Origin of the sequence: Leucothrix mucor DSM 2157, assembly GCF_000419525.1 — a bacterium.
Taxonomy (GTDB): domain Bacteria; phylum Pseudomonadota; class Gammaproteobacteria; order Thiotrichales; family Thiotrichaceae; genus Leucothrix; species Leucothrix mucor.
Genome location: NZ_ATTE01000001.1, coordinates 4266811 through 4286436, shown reverse-complemented (window position 1 = coordinate 4286436; position 19626 = coordinate 4266811). Strand labels below are relative to the sequence as shown.

At 48.7% G+C, this 19626-nt stretch carries 17 protein-coding genes; 8 read left to right on the top strand and 9 right to left on the bottom strand.

What is annotated here, in order from left to right; translation table 11 throughout:
• Positions 1-139: 139 nt before the first annotated feature.
• Complete coding sequence (locus tag LEUMU_RS0119485) at positions 140-970, top strand: peroxiredoxin family protein (RefSeq protein WP_022953982.1); 831 nt, start codon at positions 140-142, stop codon at positions 968-970.
• A 169-nt stretch (positions 971-1139) separates the two neighbouring features.
• Here the strand turns inward: LEUMU_RS0119485 and LEUMU_RS0119480 are convergent, their stop codons facing one another.
• Genes LEUMU_RS0119480 through LEUMU_RS0119470 form a run of 3 tightly spaced genes read right to left on the bottom strand, consistent with a single transcriptional unit; the run spans position 1140 to position 5826 of the window.
• Positions 1140-2894, bottom strand: coding sequence for an ABC transporter ATP-binding protein (locus tag LEUMU_RS0119480; protein ID WP_022953981.1), 1755 nt, complete (start codon positions 2892-2894; stop codon positions 1140-1142).
• Positions 2895-2953: 59 nt separating this feature from the next.
• Positions 2954-4477 carry a malonate--CoA ligase gene (locus LEUMU_RS0119475; protein WP_022953980.1) on the bottom strand — a complete coding sequence of 508 codons (1524 nt, stop codon included), beginning with the start codon at positions 4475-4477 and terminating at the stop codon, positions 2954-2956.
• A 14-nt stretch (positions 4478-4491) separates the two neighbouring features.
• Complete coding sequence (locus LEUMU_RS0119470; RefSeq protein WP_022953979.1) at positions 4492-5826, bottom strand: malonyl-CoA decarboxylase; 1335 nt, start codon at positions 5824-5826, stop codon at positions 4492-4494.
• A 175-nt stretch (positions 5827-6001) separates the two neighbouring features.
• Here LEUMU_RS0119470 and LEUMU_RS26935 point away from each other — a divergent pair, with 175 nt between their 5' ends.
• Positions 6002-6493, top strand: a complete 492-nt coding sequence (locus LEUMU_RS26935; RefSeq protein ID WP_022953978.1) for a GlcG/HbpS family heme-binding protein — start codon at positions 6002-6004, stop codon at positions 6491-6493.
• Positions 6494-6593: 100 nt separating this feature from the next.
• On the opposite strand, the gene LEUMU_RS0119460 is transcribed toward LEUMU_RS26935, so the two are convergent.
• The 4 genes from LEUMU_RS0119460 to LEUMU_RS26925 form a co-directional block, all read right to left on the bottom strand.
• Entirely contained in the window at positions 6594-7559 is a 966-nt protein-coding gene (locus LEUMU_RS0119460) for a TAXI family TRAP transporter solute-binding subunit (RefSeq protein WP_022953977.1), read from the bottom strand.
• A gap of 55 nt (positions 7560-7614) precedes the next feature.
• Positions 7615-9486: a TRAP transporter permease gene (locus LEUMU_RS26930; RefSeq protein WP_051156073.1), complete on the bottom strand. Its 1872-nt coding sequence runs from the start codon at positions 9484-9486 to the stop codon at positions 7615-7617.
• Between the two features lie 41 nt (positions 9487-9527).
• Positions 9528-10397: a fumarylacetoacetate hydrolase family protein gene (locus tag LEUMU_RS0119450; protein WP_026744951.1), complete on the bottom strand. Its 870-nt coding sequence runs from the start codon at positions 10395-10397 to the stop codon at positions 9528-9530.
• 131 nt (positions 10398-10528) lie between these two features.
• Positions 10529-11221, bottom strand: a complete 693-nt coding sequence (locus tag LEUMU_RS26925) for a GntR family transcriptional regulator (protein WP_022953976.1) — start codon at positions 11219-11221, stop codon at positions 10529-10531.
• A 334-nt stretch (positions 11222-11555) separates the two neighbouring features.
• Here LEUMU_RS26925 and nhaA point away from each other — a divergent pair, with 334 nt between their 5' ends.
• From nhaA to LEUMU_RS0119430, 3 genes are all read left to right on the top strand, one after another.
• Positions 11556-12755 (top strand): Na+/H+ antiporter NhaA, encoded by a 1200-nt coding sequence (nhaA, locus tag LEUMU_RS26920; protein ID WP_022953975.1) that lies wholly within the window; start codon positions 11556-11558, stop codon positions 12753-12755.
• A 33-nt stretch (positions 12756-12788) separates the two neighbouring features.
• A complete protein-coding gene (gene nhaR / locus LEUMU_RS0119435; RefSeq protein WP_022953974.1) occupies positions 12789-13694 on the top strand; it encodes a transcriptional activator NhaR in 906 nt (301 codons plus the stop codon).
• A gap of 236 nt (positions 13695-13930) precedes the next feature.
• Entirely contained in the window at positions 13931-14638 is a 708-nt protein-coding gene (locus LEUMU_RS0119430; RefSeq protein ID WP_022953973.1) for a DUF533 domain-containing protein, read from the top strand.
• Between the two features lie 77 nt (positions 14639-14715).
• On the opposite strand, the gene LEUMU_RS0119425 is transcribed toward LEUMU_RS0119430, so the two are convergent.
• Both LEUMU_RS0119425 and LEUMU_RS0119420 read right to left on the bottom strand, forming a co-directional pair.
• Entirely contained in the window at positions 14716-15858 is a 1143-nt protein-coding gene (locus LEUMU_RS0119425; RefSeq protein WP_022953972.1) for an MFS transporter, read from the bottom strand.
• A gap of 16 nt (positions 15859-15874) precedes the next feature.
• On the bottom strand, positions 15875-16918 hold the full coding sequence (locus tag LEUMU_RS0119420; protein WP_022953971.1) for a GlxA family transcriptional regulator: 1044 nt from the start codon (positions 16916-16918) through the stop codon (positions 15875-15877).
• Positions 16919-17101: 183 nt separating this feature from the next.
• Between LEUMU_RS0119420 and LEUMU_RS0119415 the strand changes: the two genes are divergently transcribed.
• The 3 genes from LEUMU_RS0119415 to LEUMU_RS0119405 are packed head-to-tail and all read left to right on the top strand — an operon-like array spanning position 17102 to position 19516.
• Complete coding sequence (locus LEUMU_RS0119415) at positions 17102-17914, top strand: amidohydrolase family protein (RefSeq protein WP_022953970.1); 813 nt, start codon at positions 17102-17104, stop codon at positions 17912-17914.
• Complete coding sequence (locus tag LEUMU_RS0119410) at positions 17904-18347, top strand: FixH family protein (RefSeq protein ID WP_022953969.1); 444 nt, start codon at positions 17904-17906, stop codon at positions 18345-18347. Before LEUMU_RS0119415 ends, LEUMU_RS0119410 begins: the two co-directional genes overlap by 11 nt.
• Entirely contained in the window at positions 18344-19516 is a 1173-nt protein-coding gene (locus LEUMU_RS0119405) for a cytochrome-c peroxidase (protein WP_022953968.1), read from the top strand. The genes LEUMU_RS0119410 and LEUMU_RS0119405 overlap by 4 nt, the downstream gene beginning before the upstream one ends.
• The last annotated feature ends 110 nt before the right edge of the window (positions 19517-19626 follow it).

Sequence of the window (19626 nt, the reverse complement as noted above, 5' to 3'; positions counted from 1 at the left end):
CTTAGAAAATTACTCTAGCTTAGACACATCACTCTCAATATCACAAGCTCAACCACTACATCTAATATCCGAAACTTCAATCGCCACTGAGTTTATTTGGTATAACATCTTTTACTTGGGCTATTTTCAGGCAATAAAAATGATTATTACGGCGCTAGGATTTGCATTATCCGGCTTAGTCGTTTGCATAAGTGGCATTGTGGTTTACATGCTCAAAGTTAAACGGGACAGAACGCCGGTGGTTCCCGTCGGGCTGACCGGCTCACTTGCGGTCGCTATCGCGCTGGCCCTGTACTCTCTATTTCTGGTAATTTCCGGCCCCATTTTTTATGCTCTGATGGTGTCCGTTATCTCAATCATCACCCTGCTATTGAGCTTCAAAATGCTGTATATGCGCGCGCAGAAGTGCAAACCAATGGGTTTGATGACCGTTAAAGTCAGCGACAAAATCCTGCCCTTTGAAACAACCACTTTTGAAGGCAAGCCATTTAACAGTCATAAGCTTGATGGTAAGCGCTTATTAATTAAATTCTATCGCGGCTCATGGTGCCCCTACTGCTCTGTTGAGCTGGGTATGCTAGAAGATATCCAACCGGAGTTAGCCAAGTACGGCATTAAAATTATCGCGCTTTCTTCTGATCAAATAGACGATGCTAAAGCACATCGAAAGCGTGATGGCTTAAGCCTAAAGCTACTTTCTGACCCCGAATTAAAAGTCATTCGCCAATATGGCATTGAACATATTCAGGCCTTAGCGGGTGTTTCGAGTACGATAAAAAGCATGCTTGGCCTACCCTTTCCAACCTCAATGGAGCGCCGTTCCATTGCCATTCCCACCTCGTTATTAGTCGATGAGCATGGCGTGGTTCAGTGGATTGACCAGTCAGAAGATTACCGACTACGTGCGGATAGTGAGCTTGTCATGGAACAAGTGGTTAAGGCGTTTGGAGAGATTCCGAAGTCGCCCTAGTCACCTAAAGCCCTAAAGCCCTAAAGCCCTAAAGCCCTAAAGCCCTAAAGCCCTAAAGCCCTAAAGCCCTAAAGCCCTAAAGCCCTAAAGCCCTAAAGCCCTAAAGCCCTAAAGCCCTAAAGCCTTGCAGGATATAAAATGCCTGCAAGAGCTCGTACCTAAAATTGTCTTAATCTCCAAAAAAATCACCGCTTTGATGTTGCCACATCTGATAATAACGGCCTTGCTTTTGCAGCAACTCATCATGCGTACCTTGCTCAATAATCTCACCATGATCCAATACAATAATCCGATCCATACGCAAAATAGTCGCCAAGCGATGAGCAATCACAATTGCAGTTTTATCCTCAATTAATTTAAACAGCGCCCGTTGAATTTCCTGCTCAGTAATCGAGTCCAGCGCGCTAGTCGCCTCATCCAACACCACCACTTTGGCGTCATCTAAAAAGGCTCGGGCAATCGCCACCCGCTGCTTTTCACCACCAGATAATTTCACCCCGCGCTCACCGACTAACGTGTCGAATTTATCCGGCATCGCCTCGATAAACTCCAATGCCCCGGCCTTTTCAACCACGGCTCGCAGCGCTTCTTCACTGACGTTTTTACCCAGTAAAATATTATCGCGAATGCTACGGTGAAACAGCTCAGGCTGTTGTGGAATGAGCGAAACTTGCGAGCGCAATGACTCCAGCGTAAAGCCCTGCAAGTCATGCCCATCAATGCTAATGGTGCCGCTTTGTGGATTAATAAACCGGAACAGCAATTTGGTCAGCGATGTTTTCCCGGAGCCGGAATGCCCCACCAGTGCAATCTTTTCACCGGCTTTAATGTCCAGATTAAAGTTCTCAAATAAGCCCGTCGCTTGCCCTGCAGCACCCGCGTAATTGAAGTTGAGGTTATTAAACTGAATGCGCCCTTCGCTAACCGGATAGGCCGCCGTACCGGGCTTATCATCTTCCAGCTCAGTTTGGCGAAACACTTCAGCCATTTCACTGGCATCGGCAATGGCGGTAAAGAAGTGCCGGAAGTTACGTCCAAAGTCCCATAGGCCATGGATCAGTTTAATCAGAATTGCCTGAAACAAGACAAATACACCGATCTCAAAACTGCCTTCTTCCCATTTTCCAATCATCAAATAGATCAGAATTAGCTCAATGGTAAAGGCCAGAATGCCCTGAACCGCAAACGAGATAAACATCAAAATCCAAGCGATGCGGCGTTTGCGGAAGATCTCATCCGCCAGTTCGCCAACGTGTTCTCGCTCTTCATTTTCCAGTGCGAAGCTTTTAACGATGAAGATATTGCTGATGCTGTCAGAGTACGCGCCACCGAGTTTGGAGTCCCACACCGCAACCCGCTCATCAAATTTCAACTTCCAGATTGAGAAGCTCACGCTCCAAGTGATAAAGATGACCGCCCAGATCAGGAAGTACCAGGCAAACTCCGGTTGCTGATACCAGAAGATCACAAAGGCTAGCGTAATAGAGAGTAAGTTACTGAATAGCTGAAAGATCATCCAATCGACAATCGTTTCATAGGCCCGTACAAAGCGGTTAGCCTGCTTGACCAAACTGCCAGAAAAGTTGCTTTCAAAGAAGGTATAGCGCTGCTTGAGTAACACCTCAAAACAGCGCTTATCGAGAATATTCAGGCCACCAGCTTCCAACGGAATCATCCCAAATTCCACCAAGCGCCAACTCACCCAAACTGAGCCAAAGATCGCCCCCAGCCACATCAAATTTTCAATCAGCATGGCCCGAATTTCAGGCGAAAACGGCTGCGCCAATCCGTTAGCAATGTTCTTGTAAATCAGTGGTGCCAGAATGTCTAAGCCAATGCCACCGGTAATCCCGATGAATACCATGAGCGCAGCCCAGCGCTTTTGCCAGATGATCCGGCCATATTCGCGTATAAGAATGTCCATCGGGATATGGTAGTGCTTCTTATTACGCGATGTAAGCCGCGATTTGTTAAATTTTCAGATTAAGAGGCGCGCTGCTCATAGGTTTCCCGCAGTGTTTTTTTCTGCACTTTGCCCATCGCATTTCGGGGCAACTCATCCACAAAGAACAGCTGTTTAGGTTGCTTGTATTTAGCCAGATCGGTATTCAACAACTGCTTGATCTCATCTTCGCTAATCGTGCTATTGGGTTGGCGCACAATCACCGCAGTCACCGCTTCGCCAAAATCAGGATGTGGCAAACCAATCACCGCAGACTCTTCCACCCCTTCAATATCATCGATCAGGATTTCGATTTCTTTTGGATACACATTGTATCCGCCGGTGATGATCAAATCCTTGGAGCGACCAATAATCGAGACATAACCTTGCGCATCAATCATGCCCAAGTCACCGGTCAGGAAAAAGCCATTCTCGCGCAGCTCTTCGCGAGTTTTCTCCGGCATTTTCCAATAGCCCTGAAACACATTGGGGCCACGCACTTCGATTGACCCAATCTCGCCGGCTGGAAGTAGCGCTTCGGTTTTTTCATCGGTAATGCGCACTTCAACACCCGGCAGTGGATAGCCTACCGTGCCGGGGCGACGATCACCCTCATATGGGTTTGAGGTATTCATATTGGTTTCGGTCATGCCATAGCGCTCAAGAATCGCCGTACCGGTTTTTTCTGACCATTGCATATGCGTTTCAGAGAGTAATGGCGCAGAGCCGGATACGAATAAGCGCATGTTTTTAACACTATCGGCTGATAAATCCGGATGACCCAGCAAGCGCACATAAAAGGTCGGCACGCCCATCAGCACCGTTGCTTTGGTCATGGAGTTCATAATCGCATTGATATCAAAGCCCGTCATAAAGATCAGCGATGAGCCTGCCGCCAGCGTGACATTGATTGCCACAAACAAACCGTGCGTGTGGAAAATGGGCAGCGCATGAATCAGCACATCATCATTGTTAAAATGCCAATATTCTCTGAGCGTGTCGGCATTACTCCACAGGTTTTTATGTGAAAGCATTGCACCTTTTGAACGGCCAGTGGTGCCCGAGGTATACAGAATTGCCGCCAGATCATCTTCGTCACGAGCAACTGCTGTGAATGAATCCGTTTGCTGTTTTGCGGCATCGGATAAACTGCCAGAGCCATCGACGTTTAATGTTTCTAATGCACTCACACCCGCTTCTTTTGCAACGGCGGCTAATGCCTCGCGGTTTTCACCTCGACAGACAAATACCGTCGGCGTGGCATCACCCAAAAAGTAAGCAATCTCGCTGGTGGTATAGGCTGTGTTCAATGGTAAAAACACGCCGCCTGCCAATACCGTTCCCACATACAGCTGTAGTACTTCAATCGACTTATCAACCTGCACCGCAACGCGATCATTCGGCTTAACGCCCTTGCTCAATAACACACTGGCAAACTGCTCTGCGCCTTTAAAGAAGTCCGCATAAGAAACCACGCTACCCTCAATCGTTTCGGCGAAAGGCTGGTCTTCGCGGCCGACAGAAGCGGAACGTAAGTGATTGGCTAGAAAGTTGTTTTCGTACATTGTCTTGGTTCCTTTTAACGTGTTTTCAGAAGGCTCATCACTTTCGGAGAGGCGATGATTTCGTCATTATTGATGTAGGCTTCGTGGTTTTTCTCGATACTCTTAATCTGGTATTGGTAGTTCACCATAAAGCCCCAGGCATTATTCATTCCGTTCTCAGAAGTGTCGCCGTGCAGGTGGATATCTTCGAGTCGCGCACCATTTCCAAGATGAAAGCGGGATACAGGATCAGTCGCTCCGCCTCTAGGCGAGCGGGCGCTCAGCAAGTAGGTGGCCGCCAAGTGCTTGAGCGCTTTGTTGTCTTTGGTCAGCTCCCATAAGGCTTCGCGGTCTGGTGCATTCTCCAGCTCTTTAATTAATTCAATGTGCTGGGGAGTGGTGACCGCATCCGGCTTTTCCAACTGCTGCTTGGCCCAACGTCTAAATCCGGGTACTGGCGATAGCGTGATAAAGGTTTCCAGATTGGGAAATTCATGGCGCAAGCTTTCAACCACTTGCTTGATCAGGAAGTTACCAAATGAAATCCCCTTCAAGCCTTTTTGGCAGTTTGAAATCGAATAGAACACCGCCGTAGTCGCCTCTTCTGGCGGTAGCTGTTCACGCTGCTTAGCAAGGATGGGCGAAATCGCACCGGGGATATGATCCGTCAGCGCCACTTCCACAAAGATTAATGGCTCAGTACCTAGCGCGGGATGGAAATAGCCATATAAACGGCGATCTGGCGCAGCAGCCCGTTGGCGCAAATCTTCCCAGCTAGTGATTTCATGAACCGCTTCATAGGCGATGACCTTCTCCAACACTTCCGCTGGCGTACTCCAATCCATCAATTCCAGCTTAAGAAATCCACGATTAAACCAAGAACCAAACAGATGTGAAAAGTCATTATCCAAAGCTTTGAGCGCAGGATTTTTAGGAATCAGTCCAATCAGGTCTGCCCGCATATTCACCAAAGCTAAGGTGCCATTGGGTGCTTGGTTTAAGCGACGCAATAAGTTTTGACTCATTGGCTCGCAGGCAAAGTGCAAGGTACGCGCGGAGGATTCGGTTTTATTGGTTTGCCAGTCGGCAATCGCAATATCTAAAGCGGCTTTATCGACACCAAAGTTTTCGAGGAGATGATAAAAGAAAGTGCATTTCTCTTCACTGCTCAGCTGCGCATAATGGCGTAATGCCTGTTGCGCTTGTGCCAGTCCGGTGGCTTCACCTTGCTTAGAGAGTAAGGCCGTACATTGCTCCAGTAGCGGTTTTTCTTGCTGCTTAATAACCGCATCAAGATTTCTCCCGATATCCGTCACTGTGGTTAGGAGGTCGCCGAGGAATCCTTTTCTGCTGTCAATAAACTGGAACATGCTGTAATCGCTCTTTAGTTACCGATATGCTTTCCATATTATACATATTTAACATTCATAACAATTAAATATCGATTATTTTATAATTTTTTTAATATAATCGTTTATTGCGATCGCGATATACTCTCGCCAAGCGCAACTTGAATCCTATGAAACTGATGAGAGAGGTTTATCAATGTCTGACTACTACGTTAAACATCTGAACGTTGCACTGCCCTTAGACGCAGCAGCGGCGATTGTCGATCACGCATTACGACTCGGGCGTGAGCATGGCTTGTTGCCGCTGACCGTCGCCGTACTCGATACCGGCGGCCACTTGCTGGCCTTTAAACGCGAAGATGGCTCAGGCATTATGCGTGGCGATATTGCAATGGGTAAGGCGTGGGGCGCATTGGGCATGGGGATCTCCAGCCGCACGATTCGCAATCGGCTGGCTGACCGCCCTTCGTTTCAAGCGGCATTGGCCGCAACCTCGCAAGGTCGCTTTGTACCGGTTCCGGGTGGCGTATTGATTTGCGATGACAATGGCACAGTGATTGGCGGAGTCGGCATTAGTGGCGATGCCTCGGATAAGGATGAGTTTGCAGCGATCGAAGCGGTTAAAGCCGCCAAGCTAATACCCTACCCCGATGAGCCAGTCGATAACTGGAAAGACGCGGGCCTTTAATCGCCGGCTCACTACTAAACAGCACATAACAAAAAGCCGGACTACTTAATCACAGTCCGGCTTTTTTAGCGGTAACTTACGGCTTTAAAGGTCAGGCTGCTTACTCAGGCCAAATCCCCATTTCTTTATACGCTTTAATCGCACCAGGGTGGTAAGGCACGGCATTAGGTTGAACCATCTTCTTAGGATCAAAACGCTTGTACGCGGCAAAGGCATTCCCTAATTCGTCTTTATGCTCCACCATCGACATCACCATTTCGTAGACCACCTCATCGGCCACATGCGCACCACTTAATAAGTAGAAATCCACTTCAATCATTTTGGTTGGATCAGCCACGACACCGGTTCGGCTTTCGCTGGGCGACACACTCACAATACGCGCTGAAGGCAAGCTTCTTTCCACCGCTTTTTTAGCTTCGGGTGTGTCATTCACTGAAATATAACGCCAGCCATCACTCATTGTCGCCATGGCCTTTTTACCCACACCGGCATTCATTGGCACCAAAGCCGCATCCACACGATCTTCACCTAAAGCATTGATAGCTTTAACGAAGTTTGGCATGGGCACTTTCTTAGTATCGTCACTCGTCATGCCGCCAGAAGCTAAAGCCGCATTGGAATAATAGAAAAAGGTACGACCCGAGTTATAACCCGATGGCAAGCGTAGCCCTCTCAGATCTTCAACCGTTTGAGCGGTGGATTCCGTCGGGACTGCAAAGGAGGTTTGTGTGGCAATCGCAACGCCCACTAAGCGTAGGTTTTCATTGGCACGTTTTGCAAAGTTACCAATCCCCTGATGCGCAAAGGTCGCCTCGCCGCCATTGGCAAAGCCAAACGCTAAGCGGCCCGCATTGAGCATTGGAATAAAGGTTGAGGAACCGGCATACGGTGAGACCCGATATTGCTTACCAGTTTTATTCACCATCACTTTAGAGAGCGCGGTTCCCATAGAATAGAACAAGGAGCCCTGAGGGTTGGTGCCAACGGTGTAAGTCTCCGCCAACGCCTGAGCGCTTAAGCCAAACCCTAAGGCGATGGCGGCTGATATTCTGCTTAGCTTGTTCATGATTTTCTCCTGTAATTTGCTGCGCTGTCGCAGCCTGTATTAGATCATTAATGGACTACGTGCTCATGATTGGCGCGGCTGGGCGCCTCATCATAAACAGCAATCCAATACCTGCAATGACGGCGGCAAAGGCAGGCAAATAGCCTAGCTGTAGCAGCTGCTCCGGCATCATGGCGAAGGCACCAGCGATCAATAATGACCAGCGAATCCACGTACTGACTTTGCTTTTAAAATAACCAACGATGGCGACTGAGATGAAGTACACCCCGGCCACGGTTACCGCAAAGGCAATGAATATTTCCAATGCCGTTCCACGCATAATTAAGGCAGGAGCGAACACAAATAACATGGGCACCACATAGGCAACCCAACCAAGGCGCATGGCCTCTAAACCGGTTTTCATGGGCGGCTCTTCACTAATGGTCGCGGCAGCAAAGGCTGCCAGCGCGATCGGTGGCGTGATCATCGACATCATCCCGAAGTACAGAATGAACATGTGAGCCGCCATTGGATCAATACCCGTCTCAATCAATGAAGGCGCAACCAATGCCGCCAACAACACATACACGCCCGAAGTTGGCATCCCCATGCCCAGCAAAATACACACCCCTGCCGAGACCATTAATAGAATCGCCAGACTGCTGCTACCCAGCTGTACCAGAGCCAGCGTTAAGGCAAAGCCGCCGGATGAGATATTGAGTAAGCCGATCACCAGACCTGCGCCACCCACAATCATGATCAACTCAACCACTGATTTGCCGGTTTCTGGCAGTGATTCAAATAGGCTACTCAGGCTCAGTTTGTGACCCCGATAGCTACGAATAAAGCCACCAATCACAATCGCTGCCGTGCCGTAAAGTGCTGCCATCGCTGCTGAGCTATTTAAAGCAAACATGGCATACAACAGAATTGCGAAGGGAAGAATGAAGTGCCAGCCTTCGCGCAGTACTTGCGATACCGGGCGGTACTCACTTTCAGCGGCAGAGATATCATCGCGAGCTGCAACCAAATCAACCTGAATAAATACTGAGATGTAGTACAGCAAGGCTGGAATTAGCGCCGCCATAATGACTTCGGAGTATGGAATTTCCAGCGACTGCGCCATTAAGAAGGCCGCAGCTCCCATGATCGGCGGCATCAGCTGACCACCGGTTGAGGCAATCGCTTCAATCGCGCCAGCTTGTGTGCCGCTATAACCGGAGCGCTTCATTAGAGGAATGGTCATAACACCGGTAGTCACCACATTGGAAACCGCACTACCGGAAATGGAACCAAACAGCGCCGAGCCAACAATTGAGATTTTCGCTGCACCGCCTCGCTTCTTACCCATGCCCGCCATTGCAAGATCAATAAAGAACTCACCGCAACCGGTTTTCACCAGGATTTTACCGAAGAAGATAAACACAATAACGATGGTGGCCACCACGCTGAGTGGCGTGCCGAGCAAGGCATTCGGGTCAAAGGCTAAGTAAACCGCTAACTCCTGACTGGTGACGCTGGTACCGGTTAATGGCGCAGGCACCGAGTCGCCAAATAAGGCATAAACTAAAAAGAACATCACCAAGCACAACAGAATCCAACCCGTGGTGCGCCGAATGGCTTCTAAGGTTAGCAATACCGTAATGGCACCGAGGACTTTCATCTCAGTCGTCAGGTAGGCAAAGTCATCTAAGAAGCGCTGATACTCAAGCCCGACCCAACTAAAGACCACTAATGAGCCCGCTGCCGCCACCAGATTGATAACCCGTGCCCGTGGGCTGGCTTTATCAAATCCTGATAGAAACACCAATGCCACGGCCAAGCCAAACAACACCGCCAAAAACTGGATGCGTGCCACTTCCATATTCAGCAACAGGGGGATATCTAACGCCCAAAGAATGCTTAGAATCGGAATTCCAGCCGCGACTGCGATCGCAATATTTTTCATAGTCAAAATCCTCACCCCTGTTCGTAAAATGGTACCGCTAATTAACGCGCTTCATCTTGGACCGGATTACTCAATACCCCAATACCTTCTATCTCAACTTCACACAAATCCCCCGCTTTCATAAACACTGGTGGGTTGCGCGCATAACCAACACCAGCAGGTGTACCGGTCACAATGACGTCGCCAGGTTCCAGCGTCATGCACTCACTCAGCTTCACCACCAGATCGTCAATCGGGAAGATAAAGTCACGGGTGTTGGCATCCTGCATCACCTGACCATTTAAACGGGTTTGGATATTTAAGCCATGCGCGCCAGCGGGTAACTCATCGGCAGTCACGAATTCCGGCCCGAATGCGCCGGTATCATCGAAGTTTTTACCGATCGTCCATTGCGAGCTTTTACGCTGATAGTCACGCAAGGTGGCATCGTTAAAGATGGAATACCCTGCAACGTAATCCAGCGCATTTTCAAGAGATACGTGGCGGGCACGTTTTCCGATAATCGCGACCAGCTCTGCTTCGTAGTCCAATTTATCGGAGCACTCAGGGCGTAGGATCGGTTGATTGTGGCCAATCAGTGAAGTGTTTCCACGGTAGAAGATTTCTGGATAAGTTGGCGGCTCAACGCCACCTTCTTTAGCATGAGCGGCGTAGTTGCGGCCGATACAAATCACCTTCGGCGAGCGGGTAATCAGGGGTAAGTAGGTGATATCCGCACTGGCAACTAAGGTATCGCTGCCCGCATTGGCGGCGGCTTGCTTAGCCCGCTCCATGGCGCTTGGGCCAGCTTCCAGCAAACTGAGGAGATCAGTTGGAAGCTCAGGGTCAGCTATTGAAAGGTTAATAATCTGGTCGCCTTTCGGGCAACCGATTCGCTGTTTTCCATCCTGCAAAAATGACACTATTCTCATAATTATCTCGCCGTAGCTTCACAAATATTGTGGCTACAGACTAAATAATCGTTTTATTTTTGTCAATGATAAAAATATCGATATTTTATTTCGGCCGATTTTTGCTCCCTAGAATTTACAAATTCAAAACTTTAGGGAGACATGGTTTGCCGCAGCTTCATCGATAAGAATTCGCCGGTGGTTGTGTAATGCGAAATCAATTCCTTCACCGCCAGATCAGGCTCGTGGTCCATGACATGCTGGAGAATCGCATCATGTTCAGAGGTCACATCACGCGTAGGATACGCCATGGTTTTCGCCGCATTGCGATAACGGATATTTTGATCGTACAGGCGATCGCAGATTTTCATTAGAATGGATGAGCCGCAAGCTGATAACAGCGTCATGTGGAATTCTTTATGGCGACTTTCCCAGGCAGGGTTAGGCTTGTCAGAGTCTGGCAGTACTCTAGGCTCACGTTTCAGGCGGTGATGCACCAGCACCAAACGCTCTTCCCATTCCATATCCTGAGCCGCCATCGACTCTCTTAAGGCACGCTCTTCCAACCAGCAGCGCGTTTTTAACAACTCGGTAAAGCCATCCACACTAATATGCGACACCCGAAAGCCACGCTGATCGATCCGTTCGACCAAGTGATCTGAGGTCAGCAGGCTTAATGCTTCACGAACAGGGCTGGCACCGGTACCGAGTACGCGGCGCAACTCCTCAATCTTAAGTTTATTACCCGGCTCCAAGTCGCCCTGAATAATCATGTCGTAAATACGCTGATACGTTTGATTCGTCAGAGAAGTGGTTTCGGTACCAGTAGATGTTCCATTCTGCATATTTTTAAACGACTTAAGTTAACTCAGTTCAGGCGATTTTATCGCGCGCCACAATGAACTGAAAAGGTAAAAAAGACCATTATACCTCAGAGCAGGCATACACATACGCCATAAAGATTCACGCTTATACAATGGCGGCTCATTGATACTTAGTTATCTTTGTAAAAACTGATAAATATAGCCTTAGATCAGCTTATATCTGACAAAGCGTGCGAATGTAATTCGCAAAAACCGAACCATAAAACAATTAATATCGAATATAATTACAGATAGAAACCCATATCATCAATTTAATCTATTACTAAATTTCGATTTTATCGGGAGCTTTAAGCGCATGATCACGACCATTGAATCATTCCTAAAACGAGAATCATCTGCAGGAATCCTGCTGATTTTTATCACCATTTTAGCCCTGATCCTACAAAACAGCGCGCTATCGTCCTGGTATGACAGCTTTCTCCATACACCGGTAGAAGTGCGTTTTGGCGAGCTACAAATCGCTAAGCCACTGTTACTGTGGGTCAATGACGGCCTTATGGCGATCTTCTTTTTCCTAATTGGTTTGGAAGTTAAGCGCGAGGTAATGGAAGGCCACCTCTCTACCCTTAGCCAAGTGGCACTCCCCGGTGCCGCAGCCGTGGGTGGGATGTTAGTGCCAGCATTGGTATTTATCGCCTTTAACCAAGGCAACTCCTTCGCCATGAAAGGCTGGGCGATTCCCACTGCAACCGATATTGCCTTTGCACTAGGCATATTATCCCTACTCGGAAAGCGGGTACCGGTCTCCTTAAAAGTGTTTTTATTAGCCTTGGCGATCATCGATGACCTTGGTGCCATTGTGATTATTGCGCTGTTTTACACCGTTGAGCTATCCACCGCATCGATCACCATTGCCTCGGCTTCACTAGTCGGTTTGTTTGTGATGAATCGCATGGGCGTGACCAGTCGGGCGGCTTATATTCTACTGGGTATCGTGTTGTGGGTGAGCGTATTGAAGTCAGGCGTGCATGCCACTTTAGCCGGTGTTGCCTTGGCGTTTATGATTCCGCTTAACTGTAAAAATAAAGATGGCAGCACCTTCTCCATGAGTAAAGAAATGGAGTACGGCTTGCATTACTGGGTAGCGTTTTTGATTCTGCCGATGTTTGCCTTTGTGAATGCGGGCGTCGATTTACGCGGCATTTCGATGGATGAAATGTTCACGCCCGTCCCCTTGGGAATCATGCTGGGGCTCTTCGTTGGTAAGCAGTTAGGTGTGTTTGGCTTTAGTTGGTTGGCGATTAAACTGGGCATGGCCAAGCTACCGGAAGGCAGTGACTGGCGTCAGCTGTATGGCGTATCGATACTCACCGGCGTTGGTTTCACTATGAGCTTATTTATCGACTCACTGGCTTACAATGACACGCAAATCTATCTGTATGCCGATAAACTGGCGATTCTGGCGGGCTCATTCTTATCCGGCATTCTGGGGTATTATGTACTTCGAACCGCGAAAAACGGACGGCAGCCCGCCATAGCAACGCATCAACAATGATGCCATTAACCACTCCACTGTTTGAGGCTAGATATGAAGCAACTGAACTTTCATCACCTTCAATATTTTTACGCGGTTGCCAAAGAAGGTAGCGTGACCCGCGCCGCAGAGCTTATGAATGTGACGCCTCAAACTGTGAGTGGTCAGATCTCCACCTTTGAAAGCTATATCGGTGCGCCGCTCTTTAAACGCGAAGGTAAACGGCTGGAGCCCAATAGCCTTGGGCAAGTCACTCTGCGCTATGCCGATGATATTTTTAATCTCGGCAATGAGTTATCGCGCACCTTAGCCACCCAGGATGTTGGCAAGGTCGCCAACTTCAATGTGGGCATTGTGGATGTCATCCCCAAAGTGATGGTGTATGAAATCCTCAATGGCTGCTTTGATTTGGAGAATCGCTTTGTTTTGGAGTGCCATGAAGGTGGCTTGCCGAGCCTGCTGGCCGACTTATCGATCAATAAGTTGGACTTGATTATCTCCGATCAGCCATTGCCGGTGGGCGTGAGCGTGCGAGCGGTGAATCATTATCTGGGGCAATCTGGCGTGACGTTTTTTATCCGCAAAGATGATAGCGAGGCTTACCAAGCGGACTTCCCGCAGTCCTTACATAAAGCGCCGTTTTTAATGCCAAGCCGTAACTCTGCCTTGTATCAAAACCTGATTTCCTGGTTCTCACAATCGCAAATCACCCCGAATGTGGTCGCCGAAGTGGATGACAGCGCACTGCTGAAGTTTTTTGGTCAGGCGGGGCGTGGCATCTTCTGTGTGTCATCCGCGGTCGAGCATGACATTCTGGAACAGTTTGATGTCGCGGTGATTGGTCGGATTGATGCGGTTTCAGACCGCTACTACGGCATTTTACCGGAGCGTAAATTTAAGCACCCAGCCACCGATGCCGTGCTGCATGCCGCAGAAGCGCTACTATCCAAAGACAACTAACTCCATAAAACAGTTATCAGTACCGCCTTATTGACGGGTCATTATTCAAATGTAGCCCGTCGCTATCCATGAAATACCCCAAGCACTGCGCCACCTATATTGTAGATTTTTTCGAACTAAATATAAAAAACATCCGAATTTTATCTTTAGAAATTCTTCCCTATTATGGGCTCATCCAATCAAGTGATTGTATGTAAGACCCAAGCCGATAAATCATCGATAGAGGTAGAATTATTATGAACATTCAAAACTCACATGCTGGCTCTGGTTATTCAGACAATAACAATCAGTTCGGAAAACTTAGCCTCGCCGATCGTACACACTCAGTCTCTTTTGAAGATGCGAGCCACAACGCGAATATCGATCGTTTAATGACCTTATTTATGAACAACAAAGCCACGCGAGAACTAGCGAAAACGGTTGTTCAGTACAACAGCGCGGCGGTGATGGGCGCACTGGCTTACAAGGCGAATGAAAACTGGCAAAACCACGCCGAGCTACAAACGGTTACACCAATCACTGGCCATGACATTACACAGTCCAGCCCGCTGCCACAGTTTGTAGATAACCGTGAAAACTACGGTGAAAGCTTTATGACCACGGTGCTGATGACCACCATGGTTGCGGCCTCTAAAGCAGACGGCATGATAGATACCACTGAGCAAGCTCAACTCTTGAAAGCGGCTGATCAGCTTGGCTTTAATGTGGTTGAGAATGACTTTATTAATGAGCTGATGACTCGCGACATTACGCTGGCGGAAATTACTCAGCTAGTAACGCTGGATAAGCATAAGTCGGAAGTGTACTTAGCGGCATACTTTGCCATTAGTGGTAAGCATGATAGTGGTCGTGCTTTTCTGAAAGACTTGGCCAATGCCATGGAGTTAGAAGCAGGCTTATCGACCTATCTTGAGAGACAGGCAGACCTTGGAATAGCAAAATAATAGAGATTTAATGAGTTTTACCCTGTGTGCACAGCCCCCTGTGTAGTATTTGGCCCGACAATTGTCGGGCCTTTTTGTTACTTTCTTCGCACCATCCAATTCAAAACACCCATAACAGCCAGCAACACCAGCACGCCATAATTCAGCTGTTGCCAGTCAAACCAATTAATCAACACTCCGCCGCCAATCACCGCAACAATACTGGAGAATGCAACAATCAGCTCCGCAATGCCCTGCCCTTTACCTTTTTCAGCCTCCTCAATTGCCGCAGAATATTGACCGGTGCCGGACATATAGAGGAGGTTCCACCCAACCCCCAGCAGGAATAAACTGACGTAATAGTTAAGCAACACCATTCCTGAAATAGCCGCTAACGCACTGAATGCAAACACCGCCAGACCCGCCATGGCAATCGCTCCAGAACCAAAGCGGTCGATCAGCTTGCCACTGACAAATGAAGGCAAAAACATCCCGATAATATGCCAGCCAATGACTGAAATCCCTTGGTCGGTTGTGTAGTGATGCGAGTGCATGGCTAGCGGCGTGACGACCATCATCAGCATCATAATAAATTGTCCGAAGGCGGTGTTTAACACGCCCATGCGGTAACCGGAGTGCTTTAAAAAATGACGGGTAGTGACTGCCGATGCAGACTTATTCACCACCGGATTACTGAGCTTGCCGAGCAATAAAAAGGCAATCGATGCAAAGATTCCAACGAATAAATACGCGCCAAGGTATTCAGGATCACTAAACCATTGGTTCGCCACTTTCGCCAGGCTTGGACCTAATATTGCTGCCAGTAAACTCCCCGACAGCACCCAGCCCATTACACTGCCTTTCTTATCTTCTGGTGCTTCATCCATCGCCGCGAGTCGATAGAATACGGATGAGGCTTGATAAATCCCCATCAGTAAACTGGCTAAGCAGAATACATAGAAGCTCTCAAAATAGATTGATGCCATACACAGCAATGCCGAACTGGTTCCTGCCAAAGCCCCTAATCGTAGTCCTAAGCGACGACCACGCTGTTGCATAAAGATGGAGAGCTGGTAAGTACTGAGCAGCGCGCCCAAGCTCACCAGTCCAAATGGCAGCGTTGCCAGTGATGGATGCGGCGCAAGCTTGACGCCAATAATGGCCGATAGGCTAACGCCAATCAGCACCGCGAACCAATAACAGCTTTGCGCAACGGCTAGTGCAATAATTTTAGTCGGCATAGTATTTCCTATGAGTTTAAGGCTTTACGTGAAAGCGTTTGCGGTATTCGGAGGGCGAAACATTCAATTCCCGAATAAATAGGCGGCGTAATATTTCACTGTTTTGATAGCCACATAGGCTGGCAATGCGGCTGATTGAAGTACTACTTTCTTCCAGCATCAGCCGTGCTTTATTCAAGCGAACTTTGGCGATATATCGTGAAGGTGACAAGCCCGTTTCATGGGTGAATTTACGAGAGAAGTTGCGCACACTCATCGCCGCCAGCTCTGCCAATTGTGAGACTTCGAGTGTTTGATTCAAGTGTTGATTGATCCACTCCTGCACTTTAACCAGTGATTCAGTGGTTGCAGGCATCATGCCATCCACGCTGGAAAACTGATTCTGCCCACCGGGGCGATGGTAGAAAGCGACCATTTCGCGAGAGGTTTCTAAGGCGGCACGACGGCCATAATCTTCTTGCACCAAATGCAGCGCCAAATCGATTCCCGAGGTCACGCCTGCTGAGCAATAGAATTTGTCATCCTGCGTAAACAACGCATCGATATTGAGCTGAACATTGGGGAAGCGCGCAGTGAATTCTGCATAACGATCCCAATGCGTGGTGGCTTGTCGATTTTCCAGCACACCGGTGGCCGCCAGAATAAATGCCCCGCTGCATACCGAAGCCACGCGTCTGATCTGTTGAATGGGTGATTGTAGCGCGTTAATAATTTCGGCTTGCGAAGCCACTTCAGGCGCACGTTTGCCACCCGCAATGAGCAAGGTATCCGGAGCACTCTGGCTAAGTTCGCCAATCATGCCATCGGCTAATACACGCGTTTGGGTATCCAGACTGATCTGCTGCTCGAACAAACTAATCAGCTGAGTTTGATAGGCAACACCCATATCTGGATGCATTTTGTTCAATACATAATTAGCGCTGGAAAATACCTGCAATGGCCCGAATACATCAACCGCATTCGCGCCATCGTAAGCAATCACCGCGATATTAATTGGTGCGCCCGAGGACAAGGCCGAAGCGGTGACGGGGCCTGCGGATGAGGACGTGAATTTCGGCATAAACCATTACCTAAGTCTGAATTGACGAGTTTCATTATAGACTCAGGCACTTGGCCTAACGGACATAATCACCACTGAATCGGACAACCGTCAAAATTCGTTAAATCCGCGCTAACTACACAATTTCATTCAAAGAATCAGCTAAACTAGGCGTATAACGATCGTAACTATAGGCCACCTCACATGAAATACACCATCCTCCTTCTGCTCGGCCTGCTCCCGTGTGCCAGCTTTGCCGAAAGCACGCCGCTATTCGATGCTCACATTCACTACAGCCATGATGCGGTGATCCAAGTGCCTCCGGCTCAGGCAGCTGAAATATTGCGTAAAGCTGGTCTCACCAAGGCATTGATCTCCAGCTCAGATGACGATGGTACTCAGAAAATTTATCAGCAAGCGCCTGATATCGTCGTTCCTGCTCTGCGCCCCTATCGCAAGCGCGGTGAAATTAGCACTTGGATGCACGACCCAACCGTGATCGATTATGTTGAAGCACGGCTGGCTAAATACCAATACAAAGCACTGGGCGAGTTTCATGCTTATGGCGCGGATATTGAAACGCCAGTCTTACAGCGCATGTTAGCCTTAGCCAAGCAATACGACCTGCTACTCCACGCGCATTCAGATGCCGATGCCATTGACCGGATTTTCAAATCATTCCCACAAGCGCGCGTACTCTGGGCGCACTCCGGCTTTGAACGGCCAGATGAAATTGCCGCCACCTTAAGAAAGCACAAAAACTTGTGGAGCGATTTAGCCTTTAGAAACGACCAAGCCAGCAATGGTAAAGTGCCGGCAGAGTGGCGTGCGGCGTTTGAAGAATTTCCAGATCGCTTTATGGTTGGCACCGATACCTTTGCACCCGAGCGTTGGTATTACATTGGCACACATGCTGATTACACGCGCAATTGGCTGAAGGATTTGCCGCCGGCTATCGCTAAGAAAATCGGCTATGAAAATGCCGTCACCATGCTGAGTAGTCACAATGAGAAATAGAATATTATTGTCCGCTATCTTTGTGATCTGGTGCATTGCGCTGGATGCTTACGCCTTCGTAAATCACAGTTGCGATCTATCTAAAGGCTGGGTGACCTTAAAATCCTCACAACCAGATACCAGCCGCGCCATCATTGATTTGAAACCGGATACGATTAAACTTGGGCAGCCTTTTTCTTTCAAATTAATCATCGGCTCTAGCGAACTTGCAAAAGCGGGCCAGCTGCCGCCTGATCGGGTGACTGCCACCGCCACCATGCCCGCCCACAAACATGGTATGAATTACACCCCAACCATTGCCCACACTAAAGGCTCCGATCATTATGAAATTCAAGATTTTGTGTTTCATATGCCGGGGATTTGGGAAATCAGTATTTCAGGATATTGGGGCGATAAGGCCACCCACTATACGCAGAGCCTGACCGTTAAATGATGAAAAGAGCCATCGCCCTTCTCCTAGGCTGCACTCTATTTAATAGTGCGGTGGCGGCTGATGGCTCATCAAATGATACCGCTACCGATGATAAGTCACCGCAAAGTGCCGGACTGTTACTAACGCCTGAAACATTGGCCAGCGTCGTTGCACATGGGCCATGGCCGCCTGAGCTTAAACCCGATCCCAGTAACCGCGTTTCAGGCAACCCTCTGGCGATTGAGTTGGGTAAGCAGTTGTTTTTCAGCCCCATGCTCTCTGGCAATCAAGATACCAGCTGTGCTTCATGCCATGCGCCAGACCAAGCCTTTGCAAGCGACCCCACTATCAGCGCAGGTACGCACAAATTAGATAGAAACACGCAAACGCTGCTGAATGTAAGGTTCAATCGCTGGTTTGGCTGGGATGGGCGTAATGATAATTTATGGGCGCAATCCATTCGCCCAATTGGCCGCGACATTGAAATGAATTTACCATTGGAGCACGTTCGTTCGGTTGCCATAAACCCAGCGTTTGCCGAAAGCTATGACAGACTATTTGGCGATGCAAAGACCCAAAGCGATGAACTGATTCTGGTCAATATCGGCAAAGCCTTGGCTGCTTTTCAAGAAATCTTAGTCACTGAGAAAACTACCTTCGACCACTTTCGCGATGCGGTTGCTAAACAAGATTGGAAAACTGCAGCCAACTACCCCGCCTCGGCGCAACGCGGGCTATCCCTATTTGTGGGTCGCGGTCGTTGCCACTTTTGTCATTCCGGTGCGCTATTTTCTAATGGTGAATTTCACGATGCCGCCGTGCCTTACTTTATTCGCCCAGGCGTGGTCGATAGCGGACGCCATCAAGGCATTATCGACCTCAAGAAATCACCCTTCACGCTTGATGGAAACTACACGGATGATCCTGATAAAAGCGGCGCATGGGCGGTTAGAAAGGTCGCACACCTGCACGCTAACTTTGGGGTATTTCGAGTGCCGAGCTTGCGCAATGTCACCAACACCGCGCCGTATATGCACAATGGCTCGCTGGCAACGCTCGAAGCAGTGGTTGATCATTATTCCAATATTGATATGGATCGCCTACACGTGGATGGTGAGGCGATATTGATGCCATTGGGGCTGGGTGAGCAGGAAGTTAAGGACCTAGTCGCCTTCCTGAAAACACTCTAAAACCAGTGCGCTATGCTTGCTAATTTGTTGGTCGCGGACGCCACCGCTTTTGCTATTCCAGACTACAGAATTGATCAATAAGCGGCCTTAATTCCATTCAAGCGACCACA

Excerpts from the sequence above, each read along its gene's own strand:
- LEUMU_RS0119420 (WP_022953971.1), bottom strand. The coding sequence starts at position 16,918 with ATGCCGAAATTCACGTCCTCATCCGCAGGCCCCGTCACCGCTTCGGCC.
- LEUMU_RS0119410 (WP_022953969.1), top strand. The coding sequence starts at position 17,904 with ATGAGAAATAGAATATTATTGTCCGCTATCTTTGTGATCTGGTGCATT.
- LEUMU_RS0119405 (WP_022953968.1), top strand. The coding sequence starts at position 18,344 with ATGATGAAAAGAGCCATCGCCCTTCTCCTAGGCTGCACTCTATTTAAT.
- nhaR (WP_022953974.1), top strand. The coding sequence starts at position 12,789 with ATGAAGCAACTGAACTTTCATCACCTTCAATATTTTTACGCGGTTGCC.
- nhaA (WP_022953975.1), top strand. The coding sequence starts at position 11,556 with ATGATCACGACCATTGAATCATTCCTAAAACGAGAATCATCTGCAGGA.
- LEUMU_RS26935 (WP_022953978.1), top strand. The coding sequence starts at position 6,002 with ATGTCTGACTACTACGTTAAACATCTGAACGTTGCACTGCCCTTAGAC.
- LEUMU_RS0119415 (WP_022953970.1), top strand. The coding sequence starts at position 17,102 with ATGAAATACACCATCCTCCTTCTGCTCGGCCTGCTCCCGTGTGCCAGC.
- LEUMU_RS0119430 (WP_022953973.1), top strand. The coding sequence starts at position 13,931 with ATGAACATTCAAAACTCACATGCTGGCTCTGGTTATTCAGACAATAAC.
- LEUMU_RS0119475 (WP_022953980.1), bottom strand. The coding sequence starts at position 4,477 with ATGTACGAAAACAACTTTCTAGCCAATCACTTACGTTCCGCTTCTGTC.
- LEUMU_RS0119480 (WP_022953981.1), bottom strand. The coding sequence starts at position 2,894 with ATGGACATTCTTATACGCGAATATGGCCGGATCATCTGGCAAAAGCGC.
- LEUMU_RS0119450 (WP_026744951.1), bottom strand. The coding sequence starts at position 10,397 with ATGAGAATAGTGTCATTTTTGCAGGATGGAAAACAGCGAATCGGTTGC.
- LEUMU_RS26930 (WP_051156073.1), bottom strand. The coding sequence starts at position 9,486 with ATGAAAAATATTGCGATCGCAGTCGCGGCTGGAATTCCGATTCTAAGC.
- LEUMU_RS0119425 (WP_022953972.1), bottom strand. The coding sequence starts at position 15,858 with ATGCCGACTAAAATTATTGCACTAGCCGTTGCGCAAAGCTGTTATTGG.
- LEUMU_RS0119470 (WP_022953979.1), bottom strand. The coding sequence starts at position 5,826 with ATGTTCCAGTTTATTGACAGCAGAAAAGGATTCCTCGGCGACCTCCTA.
- LEUMU_RS0119485 (WP_022953982.1), top strand. The coding sequence starts at position 140 with ATGATTATTACGGCGCTAGGATTTGCATTATCCGGCTTAGTCGTTTGC.
- LEUMU_RS26925 (WP_022953976.1), bottom strand. The coding sequence starts at position 11,221 with ATGCAGAATGGAACATCTACTGGTACCGAAACCACTTCTCTGACGAAT.
- LEUMU_RS0119460 (WP_022953977.1), bottom strand. The coding sequence starts at position 7,559 with ATGAACAAGCTAAGCAGAATATCAGCCGCCATCGCCTTAGGGTTTGGC.